The 25,056-nt window shown below is 71.0% G+C and carries 22 protein-coding genes and 1 pseudogene; 14 read left to right on the top strand and 9 right to left on the bottom strand.

Annotated features, from left to right (window positions below; genetic code table 11):
- Positions 1 to 186: 186 nt before the first annotated feature.
- Both IM778_RS05035 and IM778_RS05030 read right to left on the bottom strand, forming a co-directional pair.
- Positions 187 to 888, bottom strand: a complete 702-nt coding sequence (locus IM778_RS05035) for an iron-dependent transcriptional repressor DtxR (RefSeq protein ID WP_194410970.1) — start codon at positions 886 to 888, stop codon at positions 187 to 189.
- A 476-nt stretch (positions 889 to 1,364) separates the two neighbouring features.
- Complete coding sequence (locus IM778_RS05030) at positions 1,365 to 2,198, bottom strand: endonuclease domain-containing protein (protein WP_194410969.1); 834 nt, start codon at positions 2,196 to 2,198, stop codon at positions 1,365 to 1,367.
- A gap of 282 nt (positions 2,199 to 2,480) precedes the next feature.
- Here IM778_RS05030 and serC point away from each other — a divergent pair, with 282 nt between their 5' ends.
- Entirely contained in the window at positions 2,481 to 3,611 is a 1,131-nt protein-coding gene (gene serC / locus IM778_RS05025) for a phosphoserine transaminase (protein WP_194410968.1), read from the top strand.
- Here serC and IM778_RS05020 read toward each other — a convergent pair.
- Positions 3,587 to 4,258: a TetR/AcrR family transcriptional regulator gene (locus tag IM778_RS05020; RefSeq protein ID WP_194410967.1), complete on the bottom strand. Its 672-nt coding sequence runs from the start codon at positions 4,256 to 4,258 to the stop codon at positions 3,587 to 3,589. The two genes, serC and IM778_RS05020, sit on opposite strands and share 25 nt — an antisense overlap.
- Positions 4,259 to 4,457: 199 nt before the next feature.
- On the opposite strand from IM778_RS05020, the gene IM778_RS05015 reads away from it, so the two are divergent.
- From IM778_RS05015 to IM778_RS04990, 6 genes are all read left to right on the top strand, one after another.
- Positions 4,458 to 6,116: an ABC transporter substrate-binding protein gene (locus tag IM778_RS05015; RefSeq protein ID WP_194410966.1), complete on the top strand. Its 1,659-nt coding sequence runs from the start codon at positions 4,458 to 4,460 to the stop codon at positions 6,114 to 6,116.
- 112 nt (positions 6,117 to 6,228) lie between these two features.
- Complete coding sequence (locus IM778_RS05010; protein ID WP_194410965.1) at positions 6,229 to 7,053, top strand: ABC transporter ATP-binding protein; 825 nt, start codon at positions 6,229 to 6,231, stop codon at positions 7,051 to 7,053.
- Positions 7,050 to 7,859: an ABC transporter ATP-binding protein gene (locus tag IM778_RS05005; RefSeq protein WP_194410964.1), complete on the top strand. Its 810-nt coding sequence runs from the start codon at positions 7,050 to 7,052 to the stop codon at positions 7,857 to 7,859. The genes IM778_RS05010 and IM778_RS05005 overlap by 4 nt, the downstream gene beginning before the upstream one ends.
- Positions 7,856 to 8,935 carry an ABC transporter permease gene (locus tag IM778_RS05000; protein WP_194410963.1) on the top strand — a complete coding sequence of 360 codons (1,080 nt, stop codon included), beginning with the start codon at positions 7,856 to 7,858 and terminating at the stop codon, positions 8,933 to 8,935. Before IM778_RS05005 ends, IM778_RS05000 begins: the two co-directional genes overlap by 4 nt.
- Positions 8,936 to 8,937: 2 nt before the next feature.
- Positions 8,938 to 10,002: an ABC transporter permease gene (locus IM778_RS04995; RefSeq protein ID WP_194410962.1), complete on the top strand. Its 1,065-nt coding sequence runs from the start codon at positions 8,938 to 8,940 to the stop codon at positions 10,000 to 10,002.
- Positions 9,999 to 12,350, top strand: a complete 2,352-nt coding sequence (locus IM778_RS04990) for an exo-beta-d-1,3/1,6-glucosidase (RefSeq protein WP_228484755.1) — start codon at positions 9,999 to 10,001, stop codon at positions 12,348 to 12,350. Before IM778_RS04995 ends, IM778_RS04990 begins: the two co-directional genes overlap by 4 nt.
- Positions 12,351 to 12,471: 121 nt before the next feature.
- On the opposite strand, the gene IM778_RS04985 is transcribed toward IM778_RS04990, so the two are convergent.
- Together IM778_RS04985 and IM778_RS04980 are read right to left on the bottom strand one after the other, a co-directional pair.
- A complete protein-coding gene (locus IM778_RS04985; protein WP_337905421.1) occupies positions 12,472 to 13,215 on the bottom strand; it encodes a DUF3027 domain-containing protein in 744 nt (247 codons plus the stop codon).
- Complete coding sequence (locus IM778_RS04980) at positions 13,208 to 13,591, bottom strand: cold-shock protein (protein WP_194411732.1); 384 nt, start codon at positions 13,589 to 13,591, stop codon at positions 13,208 to 13,210. Before IM778_RS04980 ends, IM778_RS04985 begins: the two co-directional genes overlap by 8 nt.
- 173 nt (positions 13,592 to 13,764) lie before the next feature.
- Here IM778_RS04980 and IM778_RS04975 point away from each other — a divergent pair, with 173 nt between their 5' ends.
- Genes IM778_RS04975 through IM778_RS04965 form a run of 3 tightly spaced genes read left to right on the top strand, consistent with a single transcriptional unit; the run spans position 13,765 to position 17,460 of the window.
- Positions 13,765 to 14,028 (top strand): multidrug ABC transporter ATPase, encoded by a 264-nt coding sequence (locus IM778_RS04975; RefSeq protein ID WP_194410961.1) that lies wholly within the window; start codon positions 13,765 to 13,767, stop codon positions 14,026 to 14,028.
- A 4-nt stretch (positions 14,029 to 14,032) separates the two neighbouring features.
- Positions 14,033 to 15,751 (top strand): helicase-associated domain-containing protein, encoded by a 1,719-nt coding sequence (locus IM778_RS04970; protein WP_194410960.1) that lies wholly within the window; start codon positions 14,033 to 14,035, stop codon positions 15,749 to 15,751.
- 50 nt (positions 15,752 to 15,801) lie between these two features.
- Positions 15,802 to 17,460 (top strand): DNA repair helicase XPB, encoded by a 1,659-nt coding sequence (locus IM778_RS04965; protein WP_194410959.1) that lies wholly within the window; start codon positions 15,802 to 15,804, stop codon positions 17,458 to 17,460.
- Positions 17,461 to 17,470: 10 nt separating this feature from the next.
- On the opposite strand, the gene IM778_RS04960 is transcribed toward IM778_RS04965, so the two are convergent.
- On the bottom strand, positions 17,471 to 18,343 hold the full coding sequence (locus IM778_RS04960) for an alpha/beta fold hydrolase (RefSeq protein WP_194410958.1): 873 nt from the start codon (positions 18,341 to 18,343) through the stop codon (positions 17,471 to 17,473).
- Positions 18,344 to 18,410: 67 nt separating this feature from the next.
- Here IM778_RS04960 and IM778_RS04955 point away from each other — a divergent pair, with 67 nt between their 5' ends.
- Positions 18,411 to 18,962 (top strand): TetR/AcrR family transcriptional regulator, encoded by a 552-nt coding sequence (locus IM778_RS04955; RefSeq protein ID WP_194410957.1) that lies wholly within the window; start codon positions 18,411 to 18,413, stop codon positions 18,960 to 18,962.
- A 60-nt stretch (positions 18,963 to 19,022) separates the two neighbouring features.
- Here IM778_RS04955 and IM778_RS04950 read toward each other — a convergent pair whose 3' ends face one another.
- From IM778_RS04950 to IM778_RS04940, 3 genes and pseudogenes are all read right to left on the bottom strand, one after another.
- On the bottom strand, positions 19,023 to 19,790 hold the full coding sequence (locus IM778_RS04950; RefSeq protein WP_194410956.1) for a dihydrofolate reductase family protein: 768 nt from the start codon (positions 19,788 to 19,790) through the stop codon (positions 19,023 to 19,025).
- A pseudogene (gene folP / locus IM778_RS04945) lies at positions 19,790 to 20,601 on the bottom strand (dihydropteroate synthase). Before folP ends, IM778_RS04950 begins: the two are co-directional and overlap by 1 nt.
- Positions 20,602 to 20,687: 86 nt before the next feature.
- Positions 20,688 to 21,908 carry an NAD(P)/FAD-dependent oxidoreductase gene (locus IM778_RS04940; RefSeq protein WP_194410955.1) on the bottom strand — a complete coding sequence of 407 codons (1,221 nt, stop codon included), beginning with the start codon at positions 21,906 to 21,908 and terminating at the stop codon, positions 20,688 to 20,690.
- Positions 21,909 to 22,110: 202 nt separating this feature from the next.
- On the opposite strand from IM778_RS04940, the gene IM778_RS04935 reads away from it, so the two are divergent.
- From IM778_RS04935 to IM778_RS04925, 3 genes are all read left to right on the top strand, one after another.
- Positions 22,111 to 22,803 carry a response regulator transcription factor gene (locus IM778_RS04935; protein ID WP_194410954.1) on the top strand — a complete coding sequence of 231 codons (693 nt, stop codon included), beginning with the start codon at positions 22,111 to 22,113 and terminating at the stop codon, positions 22,801 to 22,803.
- A gap of 103 nt (positions 22,804 to 22,906) precedes the next feature.
- Entirely contained in the window at positions 22,907 to 24,592 is a 1,686-nt protein-coding gene (locus tag IM778_RS04930; protein WP_228484754.1) for a sensor histidine kinase, read from the top strand.
- A 145-nt stretch (positions 24,593 to 24,737) separates the two neighbouring features.
- Positions 24,738 to 25,025, top strand: coding sequence for a WXG100 family type VII secretion target (locus IM778_RS04925; RefSeq protein ID WP_194410953.1), 288 nt, complete (start codon positions 24,738 to 24,740; stop codon positions 25,023 to 25,025).
- Positions 25,026 to 25,056 lie beyond the last annotated feature (31 nt).

The following is a 25,056-nucleotide window of genomic DNA, read 5'->3' as shown; positions in this document are numbered from 1 at the left end:
CGAGCCGATGAGGCAATCCACGCGGGGTCCGGTCGGCGGGCTTCTCGCCTGGTGGACTGTTCGAGGCTACCCGAAGGTAACGAATATGTCACGCCACGCGCCTGGCAAGTCCCCTGGAGGACCTGTGTACCCCGCGCGACACGCGCCGGCAGTGACGGATGCCGCGGGTCGCGGCATCCGTCTGGATCAGCGTGCTTCGTCGACGAGGAAGATGTGCGACGCGACCTCGACCGGGAGCTCGAGCCCCTCGTCGCTGCCGTGCATCTGCACCAGCACGTAGCCCTCGCTGTAGCGGTAGTCGCCGCTCGCGCCCGGCACGACGCCGGCGCCCTTCAGCTGCTGCAGCAGCTCGGGGTCGACCTGAGCCGGCTCGGCGAGGCGGCGGACGGTGCCGGAGATGGGCTCGCCGGCGTCGTTGAGCCGGCGGACGAGGCCGACGACCCCCTGCTCGAACCCGTTCGCGGGCAGGTCGCCCAGCTGGTCCAGGCCGGGGATGGGGTTGCCGTAGGGCGACTCGGTGGGGTGGCCCAGCAGCTCGACGAGACGGCGCTCCACCTGCTCGCTCATCACGTGCTCCCAGCGGCAGGCCTCTTCATGCACATAGGCCCAGTCCAGGCCGATGACATCCGACAGCAGGCGCTCGGCGAGGCGGTGCTTGCGCATGACGTCGACGGCCTTCTGGCGGCCCGCATCGGTGAGTTCGAGGGTGCGGTCCTCCGAGACCACGACGAGTCCGTCGCGTTCCATGCGCCCGATCGTCTGGGACACGGTCGGCCCCGAATGGCCCAGCCGCTCCGAGATGCGTGCCCGCAGCGGAACGATGTTCTCCTCTTCGAGCTCGAGGATCGTGCGGAGGTACATCTCGGTCGTGTCGATCAGGTCGGTCATGTCGCGGTGTCCTCGATGTCGGAAGGGGCAAGGACAGCCTATCCTCTGCCATCGACACCGCGGCCTGCACAACTCGCGCGAGCGCGGCTGTCCCCGCCCGGCGCGCCCCCGCCCGGCGCGCCCCGCCCGGCGCGGCTGTCCCGCGCGGCTGTCCCCGCCCGGCGCGCGCCGCGCGGGGCGCGAGCGGAACGGGGACGGATGCGGGACGGGGACGGATGCGGGGCGTCACGGCGCGGCGCGAGCCCGGCCGCCGGCATCCACTCCCCGCACGCCTACTCACTTCAACAGGTCAACCGCACCTCTGCAGGAGAACCACACGCACAGATCTCCTGCGCAAGCGCGGTTGACCTGTTGAAGCGACGCGCGCCCTGCACGAGCGACGTGCGCCCCCCGCGCGCGACGTGCGCCCCCCGCGTGCGACGTGCGATCGCGCCCCCGACCTGCGGCTACGGGTTGCGGCCTGCGGCTGCCCGGGCTCAGGCTGCGCGGTGCAGTCCCTGTGCGACCGCGTGCATGATGAGGTCCTGAACCTCGTGCCAGCGTTCGATCACCTGCACATACGTGACTCGGATGGTGTGGTACCCCATCAGCATCAACGCAGCGTCGTGCGCGACATCCTCGGCGCGCTGCGCACCGACATGGTGTCCACCATCGACCTGCACGACGAGGCGCTCCCCGAGCAGGAAATCCACTCGGTGACCGCCAATCCAGATCTGGGCTCTGAGCGGCAGGCGCAGCCACTTCAGCCGGACGGCGAAGATGGTCTCGAGTCCGGAATCCGCGAACGGTGTCACCGCCTCCAGCAGCCGCCGCGCGGCGGGGCGCATCGGCAGGCGCGCGAGCTCCTGCTTCGTCGCGAATCCGCCGTTGAGCGCCGAGTTCCAGACGGCGAGAGCCGCCTCGAAGGGCTGGCAGTTGGCGACCGCCGTCAGCGTGTTGAGGATGCCGTCCTCCAGCGCGCCGAACGGCCGCGGCTGCACGGGCACCGCCCAATGGACCGTCGTCTTGTCGTTCAGCAGCTTCAGCCGGGACGCCGAAGGCGGAGCGGCGACATGCGGTCCGTCCTCGGCAAGCACCCAGAGCCCCCTCCGCTTCGCCTGCGTCACGCAGGTGAGCACCACGCCGGCACGGGCGGCGGCCACGAGGTAGGGGTCCGCATCGGGGAGGGCGAGCCACCCGCGCCGCGGGCTCAGCAGGACCCCTGCAGAGACTGCCGCGCGGAGCCGGTACCGCGTGATCCCCGCCTCCACCAGCACTGTGCCGTGCACGACGCCGCCGCGTGACATCACCGCCTCGATCACGTCGCCCATCTCCGTATCGTGTGCGGCCACCGATCCCGCCGTGAACGCGGACACCGCGACATGTGGACAACCTGCGCATGCGGCATCCATTCGCCGACTGTGGAGGGATGGCTGCACAGGTCAACCGCGCCTCTACAGGGGAATCACGCGCGCGGGCGTCCTGCGCAAGCGCGGTTGACCTGTTGACGGTGCGTCGAGGGGTAGGAGGAGAAAGAAAGGAAGGGACGGATGCCGGGCCCCGCGGTCCGTCACGCGAGAAGCGGCGCTCGCGGCGCTCCGTAGAATCGAGGCATGCCCCATACCGCGCAGCCCCATGTCGTCCTGCCCCGGGAGATCATTCCCGCCGACGGTCGTTTCGGCTGCGGCCCCTCGAAGATCATCCCCAGTCACCTCGAGGCGCTCGCGGGCCGCGGAGCGGCGCTGCTGGGCACGTCTCATCGGCAGGCGCCGGTCAAGGACCTCGTCGGCCACGCGCGTGCCGGCCTGCGCGAGCTGTTCCGCATCCCCGAGGGGTACGAGGTAATCCTCGGCAACGGCGGGTCGACCGCGTTCTGGGACGCCGCCGCGTTCGGGCTCATCGACAAGCGCAGCCAACACCTGGTGTTCGGCGAGTTCGGCGGCAAGTTCGCCAAAGCCGCGAAGGCGCCGTGGCTCGAGGCGCCGGACGTCCGGGAGGTCGCCGCGGGGACCAGCACCACCCCCGAGCCCGTCGCGGGCGTCGACGTCTACGCGTGGCCGCACAACGAGACCTCGACCGGCGTCGCCGCGCCCGTCCGGCGCGTGAGCGGCGACGAGGGCGCGCTCACCGTCATCGACGCCACGAGCGCCGCGGGCGGCATCGACTTCTCGGCCCACGAGGCGGACGTGTACTACTTCGCGCCGCAGAAGAACCTCGGATCCGACGGCGGCCTGTGGTTCGCGCTCGTCTCGCCGGCCGCGATCGAGCGGATCGAGCGGATCGCGGCATCCGGTCGATACGTCCCGGAGTTCCTGAGCCTGAAGCAGGCGATCGACAACTCGCGCCTGAACCAGACCCTCAACACCCCCGCGCTCGCGACGCTGTTCCTGCTGAACGAACAGCTCTCCTGGATCAACTGCAGCGGCGGGCTGCAGTGGGCCGACGCCCGCACGCGCGAGTCGTCGCAGGCGCTGTACGACTGGGCAGAGGCATCCGCGTTCGCGTCGCCCTTCGTCGCCGACCCCGCGGACCGCTCCCCCGTCGTGGTGACCGTCGACTTCGACGAGTCGGTGGATGCCGCGGCCGTGGCCAAGAGCCTGCGCGCCAACGGCATCGTCGACACCGAGCCGTATCGCAAGCTCGGGCGCAACCAGCTGCGGATCGCGACGTTCGTGTCGATCGAGCCGGACGACGTGCGTCAGCTCATCCGCTGCATCGACTACACGGTGGAGCGGCTCGGCTGATGCGCCTGCGCGTCGTCGGCCAGCGGCGACGGCACGGGCGACAGCACCGACGAGACGATCGCCTCGATCGCGAACTCGCTCGCACGGGCGAGGTCGACCGCGTCGGGGGCGAGCAGCCACTGCACCTGCAGACCGTCCATGACGGCGAGGATGCTCGCCGCCGCGAGGTCGACCGTCTCGGGCGCCGTGACGCCGCGCTCGGCGCACACCACCCGGAACGCGTGCTCGACCTCGGAGCGAAGGGTCTCGTAGCGCTTCTGGAAGAACTCACGGCCGGGGTGATCGTCGGTGACCGACTCGGCCGACAGCACGACGTAGGCCTGCACGATGCCGGCACGATGCGCGTTGACGAACGCCGTGCGCACGAGGTGGCGGAACAGCGCCATGCCGTCGGGGATGTGCTGCTCTTCGAGATCGGCGACATCGGTCTCGTCGCGGTGCTGGAGCACTTCGAGGAGCAGTTCGTGCTTCGAGCCGAAATGGTGGAGGATGCCGGCGTGGGTCATGCCGACCTGGTCGGCGATCTCCTGCAGGGTGCCGCCGGTGAACCCCTTGCTGCCGAAGATCTCGACGGCGGCGTCGAGGATGTCGCGCCGCTTCGCCAGAGTCTCGGGGCGCGAGCGCGGCTGCCGACGCGGACTCGCCATAGCCGGCACCTCCTCTTTCCGTGCTGACGATCGAGACTTTCGCCGACAGCGACTGAGAGTCTACGCATGGCTTCGGCGCCCCGGTGCGACGCCACGCTTGCATAGTTACTTACTTGATTGTAAGTTCATTCCGCAATCACCTCGACAGCGTCGTCCACTCGGGGAACACGCTGCCGTGCACCCACAACAAGGAGAAGCAATGAGGCTCAGAACATCCCTCGCCGCCGTCGGCGTCGCCGCGGCGCTGGTGCTCACCGGCTGCGCCGGCGGGAGCGGCAACGACGGCGACGACGCCGCCGGGACCGCGGCGCTCACGATCGCGAAGCCCGATGGGGCGATCACGACCGAGTCGAACAACCCCTACCTGGGCGACTCCTCCGCCTCGAAGTACGGCTACGGCAAGGTCCTCTTCGAGTCGCTCGCACTGGTGAACCCGACCGGCGACCTCGGCACCACCCCGTGGCTGGCCGAGTCCGTGGAGTGGAACGACGACTACACCCAGCTCACCGTCACGGCACGCAGCGGCGTGAAGTGGAGCGACGGCGAGGACTTCACCGCCGACGACATCGCGTTCTCGTTCACCCAGGTGCTCGACGGCAAGCTCAACGACACCAACGCGCTCGACATCAAGAGCGTGAGCGTCGACGGCGACACCGTCACCATCGACTTCAACAGCTCCAAGTACACCCAGCAGGCCCGCGTGCTGCACTTCCAGATCGTGCCCGAGCACATCTGGAGCGAGATCGAAGACCCGAACACCGACCCGCTCACCGGCGAGGGCCAGGTCGTCGGCACCGGTCCGTACGTGCTCGACTCGTGGACGACCGAGTCGGTCACCCTCACCGCGAACCCCGACTACTGGGGCGGCGAGCTGGCCGTGCCCGAGCTGCACTACGTCTCGTACGGCGACAACGCCGCCCTCACCACCGCGCTCGCGACCGGCGAGGCGGACTGGGCGCAGGCGTTCATCCCCCAGATCGAAGACAGCTACCTGTCGGCAGACCCCGACAACAAGTTCCTCGCCTCCCCCACCGCGGGCGCCGGAACGCTGTTCATGAACCTGCAGACCAAGCCGTTCAACGACCCGGCGCTCCGCCAGGCGCTGGCGTGGACGATCGACCGTCAGGCCTACGTCGACATCGCGCGCGAGGGCGCGAGCGAGGCGGTCTGGAGCGTCACCGGTCTCGGCGCGCTGCTCGAGGACGAGGTCATCCCCGAGTACGCCGGCCAGGACTACTCCGTGGACGTCGACAAGGCCCGTGAGATCCTCACGGACGCCGGCTACACGTGGGAGGGCGAGAAGCTCATCGACCCGGACGGCGAGCCGGTCTCGTTCTCGATCTCGGTCCCCGCGGGCTGGAGCGACTGGAACACCGAGCAGGCGCTCATCGCCGAAGAGCTCAAGGAGGGCCTCGGTATCGAGGTCAAGGTCGACCAGCCCGACTGGGGCGGCTGGGACGCCGCTCGCCAGGAGGGCACCTTCCAGGCGATCATCCACTGGCTCGAAGACACCGGCAACGCCTACGGTCTCTACACGTCCACGATGGACCCGAAGTGGATCGTCGACGACAAGGCGGCGTTCAACTTCGGCCGCTTCGACGACCCCGCGGTCACCGAGGCGCTCAACACCTACGCGAACGCGGCGACGGACGCCGACCGTGAGGCGGCTCTCGCGGTGATCCAGACGGCCTTCGTCGAGAACGTTCCGGCCATCCCGCTGGGTGCGCACCCGCTCCTGGGTGAGTTCAACACGCGCAACTACGTCGGCTGGCCGTCCGAGGACGACCAGTACGCCTCGGCCGACCCGACGCAGCCCGCGATCGTGCAGATCCTCACGAAGCTGCAGCCCGCCGGTTGACAGACCGCAGGCGGGACGGATGCTGCGGCATCCGTCCCGCCTGCACGTCACACTGCTGCTGCGGCATCCGTCCCGCCTGCACGTCACCCCTCACGAAAGCGAGCCCCCAACGATGAGAGACCCGCTGCTCTCCGTCGACGACTTCTCGGTCGTCTACGACGTCGATCCCCCGGTGCGGGCGGTCAAGAACATCACCCTCGAACTCCAGCGCGGCGAGATCCTCGGGCTCGCCGGAGAGAGCGGATGCGGCAAGACGACGCTCGCCTACGGCGTCCAGCGCCTGCTCAAGCCTCCGGCCGTGATCACGAGCGGCTCGGTCGTCTTCCACGACGCGTCCGGCGAGGACATCGACGTCAACGGCCTCGCAGCCGAGGAGATGCGCCGGTTCCGCTGGGACAAGATCTCGATGGTCTTCCAGGGCGCGATGAACTCGCTCAACCCGGTCGCGACCATCGGCTCGCAGTTGGAGGACGTCTTCGAGGTCCACCGCCCGTCCCTCTCCCGGTCGCAGCGGCGGGAGGCGGTGATCGAGCTGCTCGAGATCGTCAAGGTCGGCGCGCAGCGCTACCGCTCGTACCCGCACGAGCTGTCGGGCGGCATGCGCCAGCGCGTCATGATCGCCATGGCGCTCGCACTGCGCCCGCAGCTCATGGTCATGGACGAGCCGACGACCGCCCTCGACGTGCTCGTGCAGCGCGAGATCCTGCGACAGATCTCGCACCTGCGTCACGAGTTCGGGTTCTCGGTGATCTTCATCACCCACGATCTCCCCCTGCTGCTCGAGATCAGCGACCGCATCGCGATCATGCGCGACGGCGAGATCATCGAGCTCGACACGGCGGAACGCATCTGGACCGACCCTCAGGACGACTACACCCGGACGCTCCTCGCCTCGTTCCCGAGACTCACCGGAGCCAGGGGGGTGGTCCACCGATGACCGTCCTCGAGTTCGACTCCGTCACCAAGGTCTACTCCGTGCGCGGCGCCGGCCAGTTCAAGGCCCTCGACGACGTGAGCTTCACACTCCGCTCGGGCCAGACCATCGGCCTCGTCGGCCAGTCCGGCAGCGGCAAGTCGACCATCGCCAAGATCCTCACCCAGCTCGAGTCGCCCACGAGCGGCGAGGTGCGCCTCGACGGCGCGCCGATCCCCCGCCGCGGCAAGGGACTGCGCGCGTACCGCCAGCAGCTGCGCATGGTGTTCCAGGACCCCTTCGCGTCGCTCAACCCGTACCACTCGATCCGCTACGCCATCCAGCGGCCGCTCCAGCTCGACGACGTCGTCCCGAAGGACCAGCTCGACGACGAGGCGCGCCGCCTCCTCACCCGCGTGCGCCTCGACGCCGACGCGGTGATCGACCGCCGGCCGCACGAGCTCTCGGGCGGTCAGCGCCAGCGCGTCGCGATCGCCCGTGCCCTGGCATCCCGCCCGAAACTGCTCATCGCCGACGAACCCGTCTCGATGCTCGACGTGTCGATCCGCCTCGGGGTGCTGAACCTGCTCGCCGACCTCCAGCGCGAAGAGGGGCTGGGCGTGCTGTACATCACGCACGACCTCGCCACCGCCCGCCACTTCAGCGACGAGATCCTCGTCCTCAACCGGGGCCGCGTCGTCGAACGGGGTCCCGCCGACGACGTGATCCTGCACCCGAAGAACCCCTACACCCAAGAGCTGCGCGCGGCATCCCCCGATCCCGACTCCTTCTTCGCGCACGCAGCCGGCATCCTCGGAGGTGAGAAGTGAGCGCCGTCGCCCCCCAGCTCCCGGCCCCGGACTTCGATGCGGTGGAGACGGGAACGACCGCCGCCGGCGCCGTCAAGGGCCGCGTGCGCATCCCGTGGCGCTTCCTCGGCAACCGCGCCCTGTTCTACCTGTTCACGCTGTGGGCCGCGATCACGATCAACTTCTTCCTCCCGCGCCTGATGAAGGGCGACGCGGTCACCGCGTACCTCGCCCGCAACCGCAACGTCACGCCCGAGGCGGCCGAGGCGCTGCGCGCGCTGCTCGGCCTCGACAACGACACGTCCCTCTGGCAGCAGTACCTGGACTACTGGGGTCTGCTCCTTCGCGGCGACCTCGGGATCTCGCTGCTGCACGGCATGCGCCCGGTCACCGAGGTGGTCGGCCAGTCGCTGATCTGGACCGTGGGTCTGGTCGGCTTCGCGACTCTCATCGCGTTCGCGATCGGCACGATCGGCGGCGCGATCGTCGGCTGGCGCCGCGGCAGCCGGCTCGACGCGCTCATCCCGATCACGACCTTCCTCAGCACCATCCCGTACTTCTGGCTCGGCCTGCTGGCGATCTCGGTGTTCTCGGTGACGCTGGGCTGGTTCCCGATCGGCAAGGCGTACGGCGTCGGAGTCGCACCGGAGTGGTCGTGGGAGTTCATCGGAGAGGTGGTCCACCACGGCTTCCTCCCCGCGGCGACGATCATCATCGCCTCGCTCGGCGGCTGGATGCTCGGCATGCGCAACATGATGCTCACGGTGCTCGACGAGGACTACGTCACGGTCGCGCAGGCCAAGGGCATGCCGAACAGCAGGGTGCTCTGGCGCTACGCGGCGCGCAACGCCGTCCTGCCCCAGATCCAGAGCTTCGCGCTGGCGCTCGGATTCATCGTCGGCGGCACGATCGTCATGGAAGTGGTGTTCAGCTATCCCGGCGTCGGCAAGCTGCTGCTCGACGCCACGAACGCGAAGGACTACGCCCTGATGCAGGGGGTCTTCCTCGTGCTCACGATCTCGGTGCTGCTGGCGAACCTGCTGGCCGACATCGCCTACGGATTCCTCGACCCGCGCACGCGCCAGACGGAGGCCTGAGCATGGACACCATCGTCAACGACACCACGGCCCAGCGCCCGGCTCACACGCCCGCGACCGCCACCGTCCGCAACGCCGTCCCCGCCGGAAAGGCGGGAGCGCCCCGACGGCCGACGTTCTGGTCCAAGCTGGGCTCGGCCTTCGCGATGTTCCGCAACCGGAAGTCGATCGCCGGTCTGTCGATCCTCGGATTCTTCGTGCTCGTCGCGATCTTCGCCGACGTGCTCGCGCCGTACTCGCCGACGAAGGTCGACAACACGGCGCGCTTCCAGCCTCCGTCCGCGGCGCACTGGCTGGGCACGACCCACATCGGCGAGGACGTGCTGAGCCAGGTCATCCACGGCACGCGCGGCGTCATCGTCGTGGGCTTCCTCGCCGCGATCATCGCCACCGTCATCGCGATCGTGGTCGGCGTGATGTCGGGCTACCTGCGCGGCTGGCGCAGCGAGGGGCTCTCGGCGCTCACGAACGTGTTCCTCGTGATCCCCGGCATCCCGCTGATCATCATCGTGGCCTCGATGTTCGATGATCCGCCGCTCATCCTCATCGCGGGAGTGCTCGGCCTCATCGGCTGGGCCTGGGGCGCGCGCGTGCTCCGTGCGCAGACGATGTCGCTGCGCAGCCGCGACTTCGTGCAGGCCGCCCGCGCCAACGGCGAGCCGCTGCGCCGCATCATCACGGTCGAGATGCTCCCGAACCTCATGGCCCTCATCGCCGCGAGCTTCGTGGGCACGGTGACGGCCGCGATCATCGGCCTCACGACCCTCTCGTACATCGGGATCATCCCGGTGACCACGTACAACTGGGGCACGATCCTCAACTGGGCGAGCGCGCAGGGGGCGTTCCGCCAGGGCCAGTGGTGGTGGTTCATGCCTCCCGGCCTGTGCATCGCCGCGATCGGCGTCGCGCTCTCGCTGATCAACTTCGGCATCGACGAGTACGTGAACCCCCGCCTGCGATCGGCGGGCGAGCGCGCCCGCGCCCTCAAGAAAAAGGGCATGAACGTCAACGACACCGTCACGGCCGTCCGCACCGCGCCCGCGACATCCCGACAGGAGAACCAGTGACCGATATCCAGCGCCCCCTCGAGAAGCAGGGCCACGACGGCCCTGCCTATCTGGACGCCTCGCTGCCTGTCGCCGACCGGATCGCCGACCTCCTCGGCCGCATGACGCTCGAGGAGAAGATCGGCCAGATGCTGCAGCTGGACGCGCGGGACGACCTCGAGGACCAGGTGCTGCGCATGCACGCCGGCTCGATCCTGCACGCCTCTCCCGAGCGCGTGCTGCGAGCCCGCGAGCTCACGCGACAGACGCGGCTCGGCATCCCGCTGCTCGTCGCCGAGGACTGCATCCACGGTCACTCGTTCTGGGAGGGTGCCACGGTCTTTCCCACGCAGCTCGGGATGGCGGCGTCGTGGGATGCCGATCTCGTCGAGCGCGTCGCGCGGGTGACCGCGATCGAAGTGTCGGCCACCGGCATCCACTGGACGTTCTCGCCGGTGCTGTGCATCGCGCGCGATCTGCGCTGGGGCCGGGTGAACGAGACGTTCGGCGAGGACCCGTTCCTCATCGGCGAGCTCGCCTCGGCGATGGTGCGCGGATACCAGGGCGACGGACCCGGTGACCCGACGGCGATCCTCGCGACGGCGAAGCACTTCGCCGGGTACTCCGAGACCCAGGGCGGGCGCGATGCGAGCGAGGCCGACATCTCGCAGCGCAAGCTCCGCTCATGGTTCCTTCCGCCTTTCGAGCGAGTGGCGAAGGAAGGATGCCGCACCTTCATGCTCGGCTATCAGTCGACCGACGGCGTGCCGATCACGGTCAACGACTGGCTGCTGAACGACGTGCTGCGGGGGGAATGGGGGTACTCCGGCACGCTCATCACCGACTGGGACAACGTCGGGCGCATGGTGTGGGAGCAGCGCGTGCAGCCGGACTACGCGCATGCCGCCGCGGCCGCGGTCCGCGCCGGCAACGACATGATCATGACGACGCCCGGCTTCTTCGAGGGGGCCCGCGAGGCGCTCGAGCGCGGGCTGGTCGCCGAGGACGCGCTGGACCGAGCGGTGACGCGCATCCTGCTGCTGAAGTTCGAGCTCGGGCTCTTCGAGGATCCGCGCCTGCCCGACGCGACGCGCATCCGCGAGCAGGTCGCGGCCCCCGCGCACGCCCGGCTGAACCTCGAGATGGCACGGCGCTCGCTGGTGCTGCTGCGCAACGACGGCACGCTTCCGCTGGCGGGCGGCCTGATCCCGGATGCCGCGGGGCGCGCGCTCCCCGCCGACAGCGGTCCGCGGCGCATCGCCGTCGTCGGCCCGCTCGCCGACGACGCGCAGACGCAGCTGGGCGACTGGGCCGGGTCGTCGGGCCAGGTGGACTGGATGCCCGACGGGCACCCGCGCGCGACGATCACGACGGTGCTCGACGGTCTGCGCGCCCACGCCCCCGCGGACTGGGTCATCGAGCACGCCCCGGGCGCCGGCATCCTGACCCTCGAAGAGGACCCCGCCGGCGCGTTCTTCCCCGACGGGCAGCCGCGCCCGCAGGTGGTCGTGCCCACGCCGCCCGATGCCCGCCTGCTCGCCGACGCGGTCGCAGCGGCCGAGCGCGCGGACTACGTCGTGGCCGTCGTGGGCGACCGCATCGAGCTGGTGGGTGAGGGCCGTTCGACGGCGACGCTCGAGCTCGTCGGAGGTCAGCTCGCGCTGCTCGAGGCGCTGGCGGCGACGGGCACGCCGCTGGTGGTGGTGCTGCTGGCGTCCAAGCCGCACGTGCTTCCGCAGACGGTGGCCGACCGCCCGCTCGTGTGGGCCGCCAATCCCGGCATGCGCGGCGGCCAGGCCGTCGCCGAGCTGCTGCTCGGGCTGATCGAACCCACCGGACGCCTGCCGATCTCGTTCGCACGGCACGCGGGGCAGCTGCCGATCTACTACAACCAGATCCGCGGCCAGCACGGCAACCGGTACGCGGACCTCACGCAGAGCCCCGCCTTCGCGTTCGGCGAAGGACTGAGCTACTCGACGGTGGAGTACTCCGACCTGCGGATCGTCGAAGAGACGGTGAGCGAGGGCGACGTCGTGCGGGCACGCGTCTCGGTGCGCAACACGGGGGCACGACCGGTGCGCGAGATCGTGCAGGTCTACGTGCGCGACAGCGTGACCTCGGTCAGCTGGGCCGACAAGGAGCTCAAGGGCTACCGGCAGGTCGAGCTGCAGCCGGGCGAGACCGCGGACGTCGAGGTGAGTGTCGCCGCGGCGGAGTGCACGATCGTGGATGCCGCGGGCCGCCGCGCCGTCGAACCGGGTGAGTTCGAGCTGCTCGTCGGTCCGTCCTCACGCGACGAGGCGCTGCTGACCGCGCGGTTCGTGGTGTCGGCGGCCATCGGAGCGGAAACCGTCGCCGAGCGCAACTGAGCATTCCGCGCGGCGCGTTTCGTCTCGCTCCGCTCGCTCAACGACCGGGCACCCCCCACCGGCCGTTGAGCGAGGGAGCGCCAGCGACCGAGACGAAACGCCTCGAGCCCTCCGCTGAACGTCAGTCCGACTCGTCGTCGTCGTCGTCCTCGTCCTCGTCTTCGTCGTCGTCGTCCTCGTCGTCTTCGTCGTCCGCGTCGCCCGAGTTCTCGTCGTCCGAGTCCTCGTCATCCTCGTCCTCGTCCGACGCGTCGAGCTCGTCGATGTCGACGCCGTCGACGTCGCCGGCGTGGAGGATCGGCGATCCGTCGTCGTCGAAGTCGGCGGCGTCGAGGTCGTCGACGTCGTCGAGGTCCTCGTCGATGTCGTCCTCGTCGTCCTCGGCGCCGGTGGAACGCGCGGCCTCGGCGAGCGCGGCCTGTGCGGCGTGATACTCGGCGAGGCGGACGGCCCACGGCACCCACTCGGGTGCCAGCAGCGCGTCGTCGCCGGGAAGCAGCTCGACCTCGAGCACGGTCGGCTCGGCGCCTTCGACGCGGGCGAGGCTCACCGTCCAGTACCAGCCCGGGTAGCCGGCGAGCCGGTTGGCGAAGCGAAGCGACACCACGCCGTCCGCCTCCACCCGGTATCCGGCGGGGTCGCCGATCGTCGCGGCCGGCGTGATCTCGCGCAGAGCGGCGAGCGCCAGGTCGTGCGCCTCGATGAGGGCGGGATCGGGCAGCAGCTCGGCCTCGGAAGACTCCGGCGCCGCGGATTCCCCGCCGCCGGTCGATACCGTCTCGTCCTGGCGCTCGTCGGCACCCTCGACGACCTCGCGGCCCTCGGTGTCCTCGACGTTCTCGGCGTTCTCGGCCGGATCAGGCATCGAGTTCCTCGGCCACCTTGCGCAGCACCGCGGCGACCTTCTTGGCGTGCGAGCCGCTGGGGTAGCGGCCGCGGCGCAGGTCGCCGCCGATCCCGTCGAGCAGCTTCACGAGGTCTTCCACGATGATCGCCATGTCGTCGGCCGGCTTGCGGGAGCGCTTCGCCAGGCTCACCGGCGCCTCGAGCACGCGCACCGACAGCGCCTGCGGACCACGCTTGCCGTCGGCGATGCCGAACTCGAGCCGCGTTCCGGTCTTGGGCGGCGGCGTGCCGGCGGGCAGGGCGGTGGCGTGCAGGAAGACGTCCTGACCCTCATCGGAGGTGATGAAGCCGAAGCCCTTCTCCTCGTCGTAGAACCTGACCTTGCCGGTGGGCATCGGAACCTCGCTGAAGACGGCGCCTCGCGACTCGTCGCGGGCGAAACAGAGCATGACGAATGCGGAGACACGGTCCGTCCCCACGCCAGTAGCCTACCGCCACGCCGTGCCGCCCATCCCCCTACGCGACCCACGGCGCCGCCGGGTGCGGCCCTGCGGGTAGGCTGGAGCGGATGAGCACGAACACCCCCGGTGACGTTCCGGTCCGCCGCATCGATCGCGTCCTCGCCTTCATGTCGCTGGGCCTTCTCGTGCTCTCGATCGTGAGCTTCTTCGCGATCATGATCGGCAGCTCGTCCGGCGCCGACATGGGCACCGGCATCTGGCCCCTCATCGGGGTGCTGGTCTACATCGCGCCGATCGTGGCGTTCGTCCTCCTGCTCACGGTTCTCATCATGAGCTTCGTCCGAAGGGCGCGGGCCAACCGCGGGGGCTGACCGCTTGGTCTCCGATGCGCGCGCCCTCGCGACGTGGCTCGCCGCTCGCGGCGATGCCGCGCTGGCGGAGACGCTGGCTGCCCGAGGCGTCTCGCCGCAGATCGGCTGGCATGACTTCTTCGACGCGGCAGAGGGTCTGCTCGATCCGTCGTCGCTCGACCGGGCGCTGACGCGGCTGGAGCGGCGCGAACTGGCCGCCCTCGCCACCGGCACCGCTGCGCCGGCCGGGGCGGCGATGCGGCTCGGGCTCGTCGACGACGAGGGCCATCCGTTCGGCGCGGTGGCCGACCGGATCGCGCTCATCGCCCGCACGCGTCCGGACGCGGTCGCGGCCACGGCCGACCTCGGCGCCGATCCCGCTCCCGCCTCCACGGTGGCCGCGGCCGCGGCCGCCGAACGCGCCTTCACGACTGCAGGATCGCTCGCCGACGTGCTGCTGGCGTGCCTGCACAGCCCGCTCGCGCGCACCGGCGCCGGATCGGTCAGCGCCGTGGATCGCCGCCGCCTCGCGGAGACGGGCGCGATCGCGGCCGTCGACGACCTCGAAGACCTGCTCGCGTCCGCAGCCGCGGCCCGGCTGGCCGTCGCGCACGACCGCGAGTGGGTGGTCACGACCGCCGGCGAGACGTGGCTCGAGACCTCGACCCCCGGGCGGTGGACCGCCATCGCCGACGGCTTCCGCGCCGGCCTGCCCAGCGGCATCCGCACTCCCGACGGAGGATTCGTCGCGCCTGCGCTCTGGCGCGACGCGTATCCCCTCGACGACGAATGGCCCGCCCGCGCCGACCGGCTGCGACGCATCGGCGTGCTGTGGGGCCTGTTCGGCGCCGACGGCGCCGAGTTCGCGTGGACGACGGCCCTGCGCACCGGCGCACCGGCGGACGCCGCCACCATGGCGCCGCACCTTCCCGCCGAGATCGACCGGGTCTACCTGCAGGCCGATCTGACCGCGATCGCACCCGGACCGCTCGCGCCCGCGCTCGACCTCAGGCTGCGCTCCGTCGCGGTGCGCGAGTCGCGCGCACAGGCCTCGACGTACCGGTTCACCGCCGCGTCACTGGGTGCCGGGATGACCGAGGGCGAGACGGCGGCCTCGGTGCGCGAGTTCCTCTCCGAGCTGTCGCTCACCGGCATCCCGCAGCCGCTGGACTATCTCATCGAGAGCACGGCGGCGCGCCACGGTCTCGTGCGCGTGCGCGGCGATGGCACCACGGGGCGCACGCGGGTGGAGAGTCCCGACATGAGCCTGCTGGACGCCATCGCGATCGATCAGGCCCTGCGCCCGCTCGGGCTCGTGTCGGAAGGGCGCGATCTCGTCACGCGGGTCGCCCGCGACGCGGTGTACTGGTCGCTCGCCGACGCACGGTACCCCGTGGTCGCGCTCGGCGAGTCCGGCGCCCCCGAGTCCGTGCACCGCCGCACCACGGCCGTCACCTCCGAGCCGAACGCCACCCCTGCCGAGACGTACTCACGGCTCATCGAGACCCTCCGCGGCGGCCACGGCACCGAGGGCGAGGCCGGCTGGCTCGAGCGCGAGCTCGAGCAGGCCGTGCGCGGGCGCTCCGAGATCATCGTGGTGGTGCGCATGCCCGACGGTGCGGAGCGGTCGTTCACCCTCGAGGCGTCGGGCCTCGGCGGCGGGCGCCTGCGCGGCCGCGATCGCGCCGCCGACATCGAGCGGACGCTTCCTGTATCGAGCATCGTGAGCGTCCACTCCGCGTGAGCGCGGCCTCCCGAGCCACCTGGCGAGGGCGACCGGTAGACTGGCACGTTATGGCTGACGGCCCCCTCATCGTCCAGAGCGACCGCACGGTGCTCCTCGAAGTCGCGCACCCCGATGCGGAGAGCGCGCGGCACGAGCTGGCGATCTTCGCCGAACTCGAGCGCGCGCCCGAGCACATCCACACCTACCGCATCACGCGGCTCGGGCTGTGGAACGCGCGTGCGGCCGGTCACGACGCCGACGACATGCTCGCCACGCTCGACCGCTGGTCGCGCTTCCCGGTGCCGCCGTCGGTGTCGATCGACATCGCCGAGACCGTCGGCCGTTACGGGCGCCTCGTGATCGAGCGCACACCGGTCGCCGAGGACGGCACCGGCGGCGACCTGATCCTGCGGTCGACGGATGCCGCGGTGCTGGCGGAGGTGTCGAAGAACAAGCGCATCCAGCCGCTGCTGATCGGCCACCCCTCCCCCGGCGTGTTCGTCGTGGACGCCTGGGCGCGCGGCCACATCAAGCAGGAGCTGCTGAAGATCGGGTGGCCCGCCGAGGACCTCGCGGGCTACACGCCGGGCACGCCGCATCCGATCGACCTCGCCGAGAACGGGTGGCACCTGCGCCCCTACCAGCGCCAGGCGGTCGACATCTTCACCGAGGGCGGCTCGGGCGTCGTCGTCCTCCCCTGCGGCGCGGGCAAGACCCTCGTGGGCGCCGGGGCGATGGCCGAGACGAAGACCACGACCCTGATCCTCGTCACCAACACCGTGAGCGCGCGGCAATGGCGCGACGAGCTGCTCAAGCGCACGTCGCTCACCGCCGAGGAGATCGGGGAATACTCGGGCCAGGCGAAGGAGATCAAGCCGGTCACCATCGCGACGTACCAGATCCTCACCGCGAAGCGGAAGGGTCAGTACGCCCACCTGGCGCTCCTCGACGCGCTGGACTGGGGCCTCATCGTGTACGACGAGGTGCACCTGCTCCCGGCGCCGGTGTTCAAGCTCACCGCCGACCTGCAGGCGCGGCGCCGCCTCGGCCTCACCGCGACCCTGGTGCGCGAGGACGGCCGCGAGGGCGACGTCTTCAGCCTCATCGGTCCCAAGCGGTTCGACGCGCCCTGGAAGGAGATCGAAGCGCAGGGCTTCATCTCGCCCGCGGTCTGCTACGAGGTGCGGGTCGACCTCCCGGCGGGCGACCGCCTCGAGTACGCCGCCGCCGCCGATGACGAGCGGTACCGGCTGGCGGCGACCGCGCCCGCGAAGATCGGCGTCGTTCGACGCCTCGTCGAGCGGCACGAGGGCGAGCGCATCCTCATCATCGGTCAGTACCTCGACCAGATCGACGTCCTCGCCGAGGCCTTGAACGCACCCAAGATCACCGGCCAGACCCCCGTCGACGAGCGGGAAGAGCTGTACCAGGCGTTCCGCGTGGGAGAGATCTCGGTGCTGGTGGTGTCGAAGGTCGCGAACTTCTCGATCGACCTGCCCGAGGCATCCGTCGCCATCCAGGTGTCGGGATCGTTCGGCTCCCGCCAGGAGGAGGCCCAGCGCCTCGGGCGCCTGCTGCGCCCGAAGCAGTCGAACCACACCGCGAGCTTCTACACCCTCATCGCCCGCGACACCGTCGACCAGGACTTCGCACAGAACCGCCAGCGCTTCCTCGCCGAGCAGGGCTACGCCTACACGATCTTGGACGCCGACTCCCTCGCCGCCTGACGACCGCCCCTCACTCCAGAAGGAAGACCGCGATCCGCCGCGCGACCTCGCCGGGGTTATCGTCGACGAGGTAGTGCGCGCCTCCGGGGACGAACTCCACCGTCGTGTGCGGGGCATCGGCGGGGCTGACTTCCATCGCGTCCTTCGGCAGGAGCGCGTCGCCGGCGCCGAACAGGATGAGCGTGGGCGTGTGCAGCACACGACCGAGATACGCGCCTCGGATCATCTTCATGAACCCTGGGAGGATGAGCCCGCGGTAGAGCTTCGAGGCAGCCCTCGAGCGTGCGGGGTCGCGCAGCGCCTCGACGTAGGCCGCGACATCCTCGTCGTTCATCGGGCGTCCCTCGAAACCGCGGAGCAGCCAGTGCGCGAGGCGCTGCCGCCCACCCGAGAGCAGCGCCGGGCCGAGCGCCGGGGTGGCGATCGCCCACTGGAACCACAGGTGAGGCATCGCCTTCAGGAGTCCGATCATGAGAGCGCGACTCATGCGGAGGTAGGGCGCGGGCACCGCGATCGCGACGTACCTGCGGACGCGATCAGGGTGCTCGAGGCAGAGATCGAACCCGACCAGCGCGCTCCAATCGTGTGCGACGAGGTCGATCCTGTCGAGCCCGAGCTCGTCGAGGAGCGCGATGATGTCGCGCCGCACGGTGGCCGAGTCGTAGCCGGAGGCCGGCGCGGCCGTGCGTCCCGCGCCGCGCAGGTCGGGTGCGATCAGGTGGGCACGCGCGGCGAGCGCCGACATGACCGGCGCCCACTCCCGTGAGCTCTGCGGGAATCCATGCAGAAGCACGACCGGCCGCCCCTCGCCGGCCTCGGTCACGTGCATGCGCAGTCCGTTCGCGGTGACCGTGCGCGAGCGGATGGCAGTGGCTTCGTTCATGGCCACAGGGTACTACGTTCGTAGTGCCCTGTCACTACGAACGTAGTACGACTGCTAGGCTCTCGACGTGACGACCACCCGCGAACGCGCCCTCGACGCGGCGGTCGAGCTCGTGGGCACTCAGGGCCTCCGTGCGCTCACGCACAGCCGCGTGGACGCACACGCCGGGCTTCCCCGCGGCTCGACCTCGAACTGGTTCCGCACCCGCGCCGCGCTGCTGGCGGGCGTGAGTCAGTGGATCGCCGAGCAGGAGACGCGCGATCTCGGCGGCGTCTTCTCGCAGCGGTTCGACGACATCGAAGAGTTCATCGACGTCTTCAGCGCCGGCATCGAGCTGCTCACCGGCCCCTACGCGGTGCGGACCCGCGCACGGTACGCGCTGTTCCTCGAAGCGGCGTCCGACCCCGAGCTGTTCGCGCCGCTGCGCGCGCAGCGCGAAGGCCTGGAGGCGTGGTCGCGGCAACTCCTCGTGACGCTGGGAGCCGCGCATCCCGACGCTGCCCTGCACGCCTTCATGGCCTTCGGCGACGGCATCGTCCTGCACCGGCTGAGCGTCGACCCGGGCACGTCCGTCCGCGACAGCGTGGCCGTGGCCGTGCGCGGCTGCCTCGCGGCGTAGCGCGCGCCGACGGCGCCGGACGTCAGACCGCGGTGTAGCGCGCGTCGACGGCGCCGGACGTCAGACCGCGGCGTAGCGGAGGAATGCGAAGCCCTCGTCGTCGGTCACGACACCGGCGAGCGCGAAGCGCCGGTCCGCCTCTCGCGCGCCCTGGACGATCCGGCCGGCCTCCCCTCCGACGAACCGCGGCGCGATGGTCACGCACACCTCGTCGACGACGCCCGCCTCCAGCAGCGCGCCGAACAGGTGCGGCCCGCCCTCGCACAGCACCTGGGTCCAACCGCGGCTCGCGAACTGCTCGAGCATCGCCGGAAGGTCGACGGTTCCCACGCCCCCTCCACTCGCCGCTGGCGCGTCGAGCGGAGCCTCCGGGCGCGCGGGCCCAGCCTCGCCGCACGGCACGACGTCGGCCACGGGTGCCAGCAGCGCGCCGCGGACGCGGGCTGAGGCATCCGTCGTCACGACCACCGGCCGTCTGACGGCCTTGGCGAAAACGTCGTCGGCGGCCTCCAGCCGCAGTGCCCCGCTCACGATCGCGAGCGCGGGCTGGTCGGCGAGCCCGTGCTCGCGGCGCCACCCGAGGTCGGCGTCGGCGGCACCCACCCCGCCGTACCCTTCGGCGCGCACCGTGCCGGCGCCCACGACCACCACGTCGGCCATCGCGCGCAGCACCTGCATGAGCGTGCGGTCGGTCGCGCCGCCGAGCGCACCGCTGCGCCCGCCGAGGGTCACTGCCCCGTCGGCGCTCTCGACGAAGTTCATGCGCACGCGGATGCGCTCCCGATCGGGCAGGGCGTAGGCCGCGAACAGCTCCTCGCGCGTGGGCATCAGTCGTTCCCCTCGGGTCGGGCGTTGTGCCGCTCGAACGCCGGCTCGCGCCACCCGAGGATCGCCTCGACCATGCGCAGCGCGTCGACCGTCTCGCGCACGTTGTGGGCTCGCACGATGCGCGCGCCCTGCAGCACGCAGTACACCGCCGTGGCGAGCGACCCCGCGAGCCGCTCCGTGCGCGGCCGGTCGAGCGTCTCGCCGACGAAGTCCTTGTTCGACAGCGCCACGAGCAGCGGTGCGCCGAGGCCGGTCAGCTCGCCCAGCCGCCGTGTCAGCTCGAGCGATTGGCGCGTGTTCTTGTTGAGGTCGTGTCCGGGGTCGAGCACGATGCGCGACGCCGGCACGCCGTGCGCGAGGGCATGCTGGCGCCGGACGTCCAGGAACTGCGCGATGTCGGCGATCACATCGTCGTAGTGCGGGAGCGGATGCTGCGCGGTGCCGCCAGGCTGTGGGCGATGACCACGCCCGCCCCGCCGTCCGCGATGACGCCCGCCATGCGCGGATCGCGCAGGCCCGTCGTGTCGTTCACGATCGCGGCGCCTGCGGCAATCGCCGCGCGAGCCACCTCGGGCTCGAACGTGTCGACGCTCACGCGCGTGAGGGGCGCGAGCTCTCGCACGACGGGCACCACTCGCGCGATCTCCTCCTCGACCGGGATGGGTGGGCCGGGGGCGAACTTGACGCCGCCGACGTCGACGATGTCGGCACCGGCCTCGACGGCGGCGACGCCCGCCGCGACCGCCGCGTCGAGCGCATACGTCGCGCCGCGGTCGTAGAACGAGTCGGGCGTGCGGTTCACGATCGCCATCACGGCGAGACGCCGGGTCAGGTCGAGCGACCCGCCCGGCAGGTCGAGCGACCCGCCCGGCAGGTCGAGGGCGGTGGGCGGGTCCGTCACGACAGCAGGCTCTCCAGGGGCACCTCCGGGTCGCGGAGCCGCGCGGGATCGATGCGCTCGCCCGATCGGATGAGGCCCTGCACGGCCTCGTTCACGTCCCACACGTTGACGTTCATGCCCGCGACGACCCGCCCGTCGTCCACCCAGAAGGCGATGAACTCGCGGGCCTCGCGATCGCCGCGGACGAGCACCTCGGCATCCGTCATCAACGAGGCGTATCCCGACAGCTCCATGCCCAGATCGTATTGGTCGGTGTAGAAGTACGGGATGTCCGAGTGCGAGGCCGGCAACCCGAGCATCGAGCGGGCGGCCACCTTGCCGGCGTTCAGGGCGTTCGCCCAGTGCTCGCTGCGCAGATGTCTCTGCACGACGGGGTGGTACGGGTTGGCCGCGTCGCCGGCCGCGTAGACGTCGGGCGCGCTCGTGCGCAGCGCGGCATCGGTGAGAATCCCGTCGAGGACGTCGAGCCCGGCGGCCTCGGCCAGCGCCGTGTCGGGCACCGCGCCGACGCCGATCAGCACGAGGTCGGCCTCGACGGTCTCTCCGTCGACCACGACGCCCCGCGCGCGGCCGTCGCCCACGATGCGCTCGACTCCGACGGAGGTGCGCAGGTCGACGCCGTGCTCGAGATGCAGCGCGCGGAACACCTCGCCCATCTCGGCGCCGAGCGCCGCGCCGAGAGGCACCGGGTCACGCTCGAGGATCGCGACGTCGTTGCCGAGGCCCCGTGCGGTCGCCCCCGCCTCCATGCCGATCCAGCCCGCGCCGATCACGACCAGGCGCTGTCCGCCTTCGCGCAGCGCCCCGGCGAGCTCGTCGGAGTCGTCGACGCGCCGCAGCGTCAGGACTCCCGGCAGCTCGCTTCCGGGCAGCGGCAGCGTACGGGGCTGCGCGCCGGTCGCGAGCAGCACCGCGTCGTAGCGCAGCGTCTCGCCGTCCGCGAGCTCCACCGCGTGCGCGGCGGGATCGAGCGCGGTCGCGGCGATGCCGGTGACCAGACGGATGCCGTGCTCGGCGTACCACCGGACGGGATGCAGGTGCACGGCATCCAGCCCCTCCTCCCCGCCGAGATAGCCCTTCGACAGCGGCGGCCGCTGGTACGGCGGATGCGGCTCGGCCGCGACGACGGTGATGTCGCCGTCGAACCCCTCGTCGCGCAACGCTTCGGCGGCGGTGCCGCCGGCCATCCCTCCGCCGATGATCAGCAGGTGCGTCATGACGGCTCCTCTCGTCGTCGACGGCGCGTGTCCGGCGCGTCCCCGTGTCTGGCCCCGACGCTAGGGCCGCCCCGTTCGTTTGTCCATGAGCCGCCCGGAACGCCCCGCGCGCCCGCGCCCGGCGGCACCCGGGTGGCGACGAAATTCGCCTCGCGCCGCCGATATCCAGCGAGCCCGGCGGATACGCCGACATAATGGGCGCATGACCGCACCGCGCATCCTCGTCGTGGACGACGAACCGAACATCCGCGACCTGCTGATCACGAGCCTGCGATTCGCCGGATTCCAGGTCAGGGCCGTCTCCAACGGCGCACAGACGATCTCGGCCGTCCTCGAAGAGGAACCCGACCTCATCATCCTCGACGTCATGCTGCCCGACATGAACGGGTTCAGCGTCACCAAGCGCCTTCGCGGCGCCGGCTACACCGCGCCGATCCTGTTCCTCACCGCCAAGGACGAGACCGAGGACAAGATCGCCGGCCTCAACGCCGGCGGCGACGACTACGTCACCAAGCCCTTCAGCCTCGACGAGATCGTCGCCCGCATCCAGGCGATCCTGCGCCGCACCATGCAGGCCGACGAGGAGTCGGTCATCCGCGCCGGCGAGCTCACCATGGACCAGGACACCCATGACGTGCAGGTCGGCGACGTCTCGATCGACCTCAGCCCGACCGAGTTCAAGCTGCTGCGCTACCTCATGCTCAACCCCAACCGCGTGCTGTCGAAGGCGCAGATCCTCGACCACGTGTGGGAGTACGACTTCAACGGCGACGCCGGCATCGTCGAGAGCTACATCTCGTACCTGCGGCGCAAGATCGACCCGCACTCGACCGAGCCGCTCATCCAGACCAAGCGGGGCTTCGGCTACATGCTGAAGGCCGGCAAGACCGCCTAGCGCGGAACGAGTTCAAGGGGGCGACCTGGCGCACAAGCCCGACGCGGTCACCCGGTGGTGGCGAGGCACAAGTCTGCGCGCAAAGGTCACCGGGGTCACTGTCGTGCTCCTGGCGGTCGGCCTGTTCGCCGCCGGCGTCGGCACCGCGGCCTTCCTCCGCACCTCGCTCGTCGACGGCGTCGACGCCCAGGTGGACGCGCTAGCGCGGACGGATGCCGCGAGCCCGCTGCTCGAGCTCAGCGTCTCGGACGGCCGGCTGGTGGTCGATCGGGCCGAGAACGCGCCGTCCACGGACTACTTCGTCGCCGTGTACGAGCCCGAGGACGGCAAACTCCTCGCGACAGCGGGCGGCCGCGGAGGGCCCGCACCGGCGTTCCCCGGCGCCTACCCGCTCGACGTCGCGGTGCCCGACGAGCTCCGGCTCGTCACCCTCAAGGCGGCGGACGGCGACACCGAGTTCCGCGCGACGGTGACCGTGCAGGAGCTGTCGAACACCGGGGTCTTCTACTCGCAGATGGTCGCGGTGCCGCTGACGACGGTCAACCGCACGATCGCGAACTACATCGGCATCTACAGCATCCTCGCGATCGTCATCGTGGTCGCCGGGGCCGTGCTCACGCGATGGCTCGTGACGCTCACGTTCCGCAGTCTCGGCGCGGTGGAGTCGACCGCCGACGCGATCTCTGCGGGCGACTTCAGCCAGCGCATGACCGACATCGAGCCCACGACGACCGAGGTCGGGCGTCTCAAGACCGCCATCAACGCCATGCTCGACCACGTCGACGCCGCGATCTCGGAGCGCGACGCGACGGTGCGGCAGATGCGCCGCTTCATCGGCGACGCGAGCCACGAGCTGCGCACGCCGCTGGTCACCGTGCGCGGCTACGCGGAGCTCTACCGCATGGGGGCCGTGCACGGCGACGAGGACGTCGCGCAGTCGATGGACCGCATCGAGAAGGAGGCCATCCGCATGGGCCTCCTCGTCGAGGACCTGCTCGCCCTCGCACGCCTCGACGAGCGGCGCGACGTCGTCATCGGCCCCGTCGACCTGCGGCCGGTGGCGCGGGATGCCGCGATGGATGTGCGCGCGACGGCCCCGCTGCGCCCGGTCACCGTCATCGACACCACCGTCTACGAGCCCTCGGCCGAGGCTTCGCAGCCGGACGCGACCCCCGAGCGCGAGGAGCCGAAGCGCCGATCGCCGAACACGTCGGCGATCGCCCGGGCCGGGGCGACGCTGTCGCTGCTGCGGCGGCGACCCAAGCCGGTGCCCGCGATCGAGGCGAACGGCACCGCGCCGCATACGCTGCCCTCGGTGCTGCCCACGCCCGACGGCCGCCCCCGCGCGGCGACGCTGCAGCCCGTGGTGGTCGGCGACGAGAACCGCGTACGGCAGATCGTGGCCAACCTCCTCGGCAACGCGCGCCGGTTCACCGCCGAAGACTCACCCATCGAGCTGCGCATCGGCCTGGACGCCGCGGCGCGCATGGGCTGGATCGAGATCGTCGACCACGGCGAGGGCGTCCCCGACCAGATCAAGGACAAGATCTTCCAGCGCTTCTGGCGCGCCGACACGTCGCGCACTCGCGAGACCGGAGGCTCGGGCCTGGGGCTGTCGATCGTGGCATCGATCGTCGAGGCGCTCCACGGCACCGTCGAGGTCGTCGACACGCCGGGGGGCGGGGCCACCTTCCGCGTCGCCCTCCCGCTCGCCGACGCGCGCGACGCCGCCGAGCACCTCGACATCCCGACGCAGCCGCTGCCGCGCCTCGCCGACGCCGCGGAGTGAGCGGCGCCTCCTCCCCAGCCGCGGTCGCAGCGGCGCCGTGCACAGAAGACGACGGATGCCGCACCCGGGCCGCCCGCGGCGCCTAGCGTTTCAGGAACCGCGGGTTCCGGCATCCGGCCACCCGCCTGCAGCGCAAGGAGCCCCCATGGCCGTCTTCTCCGTCGACAGCGACGCCGTCCTCGCCTCCACCGCCGCGGTGCGCGGCACGATCGACCGGCTCCAGGCCGAGTCCAATGCGATGCTCGCGCAGCTGACGCAGCTGCAGTCGTCGTGGACCGGATCGGCCTCGATCGCCTTCCACGGCGTCGTCGACCAGTGGCGCGCCACCCAGCGACAGGTCGAGGAGTCCCTGACGGGCATCAACGCCGCGCTGTCGGCGGCGGGCCGTCAGTACGCCGACACCGAGCTCGCCACGACCAGCCTGTTCCGCTGAAACGACGGATGCCCCGGCTCGATGAGCCGGG

Source organism: Microbacterium cremeum (genome assembly GCF_015277855.1).
GTDB classification, from domain to species: domain Bacteria; phylum Actinomycetota; class Actinomycetes; order Actinomycetales; family Microbacteriaceae; genus Microbacterium; species Microbacterium cremeum.
This window is presented reverse-complemented; position numbering and strand designations above follow the sequence as displayed.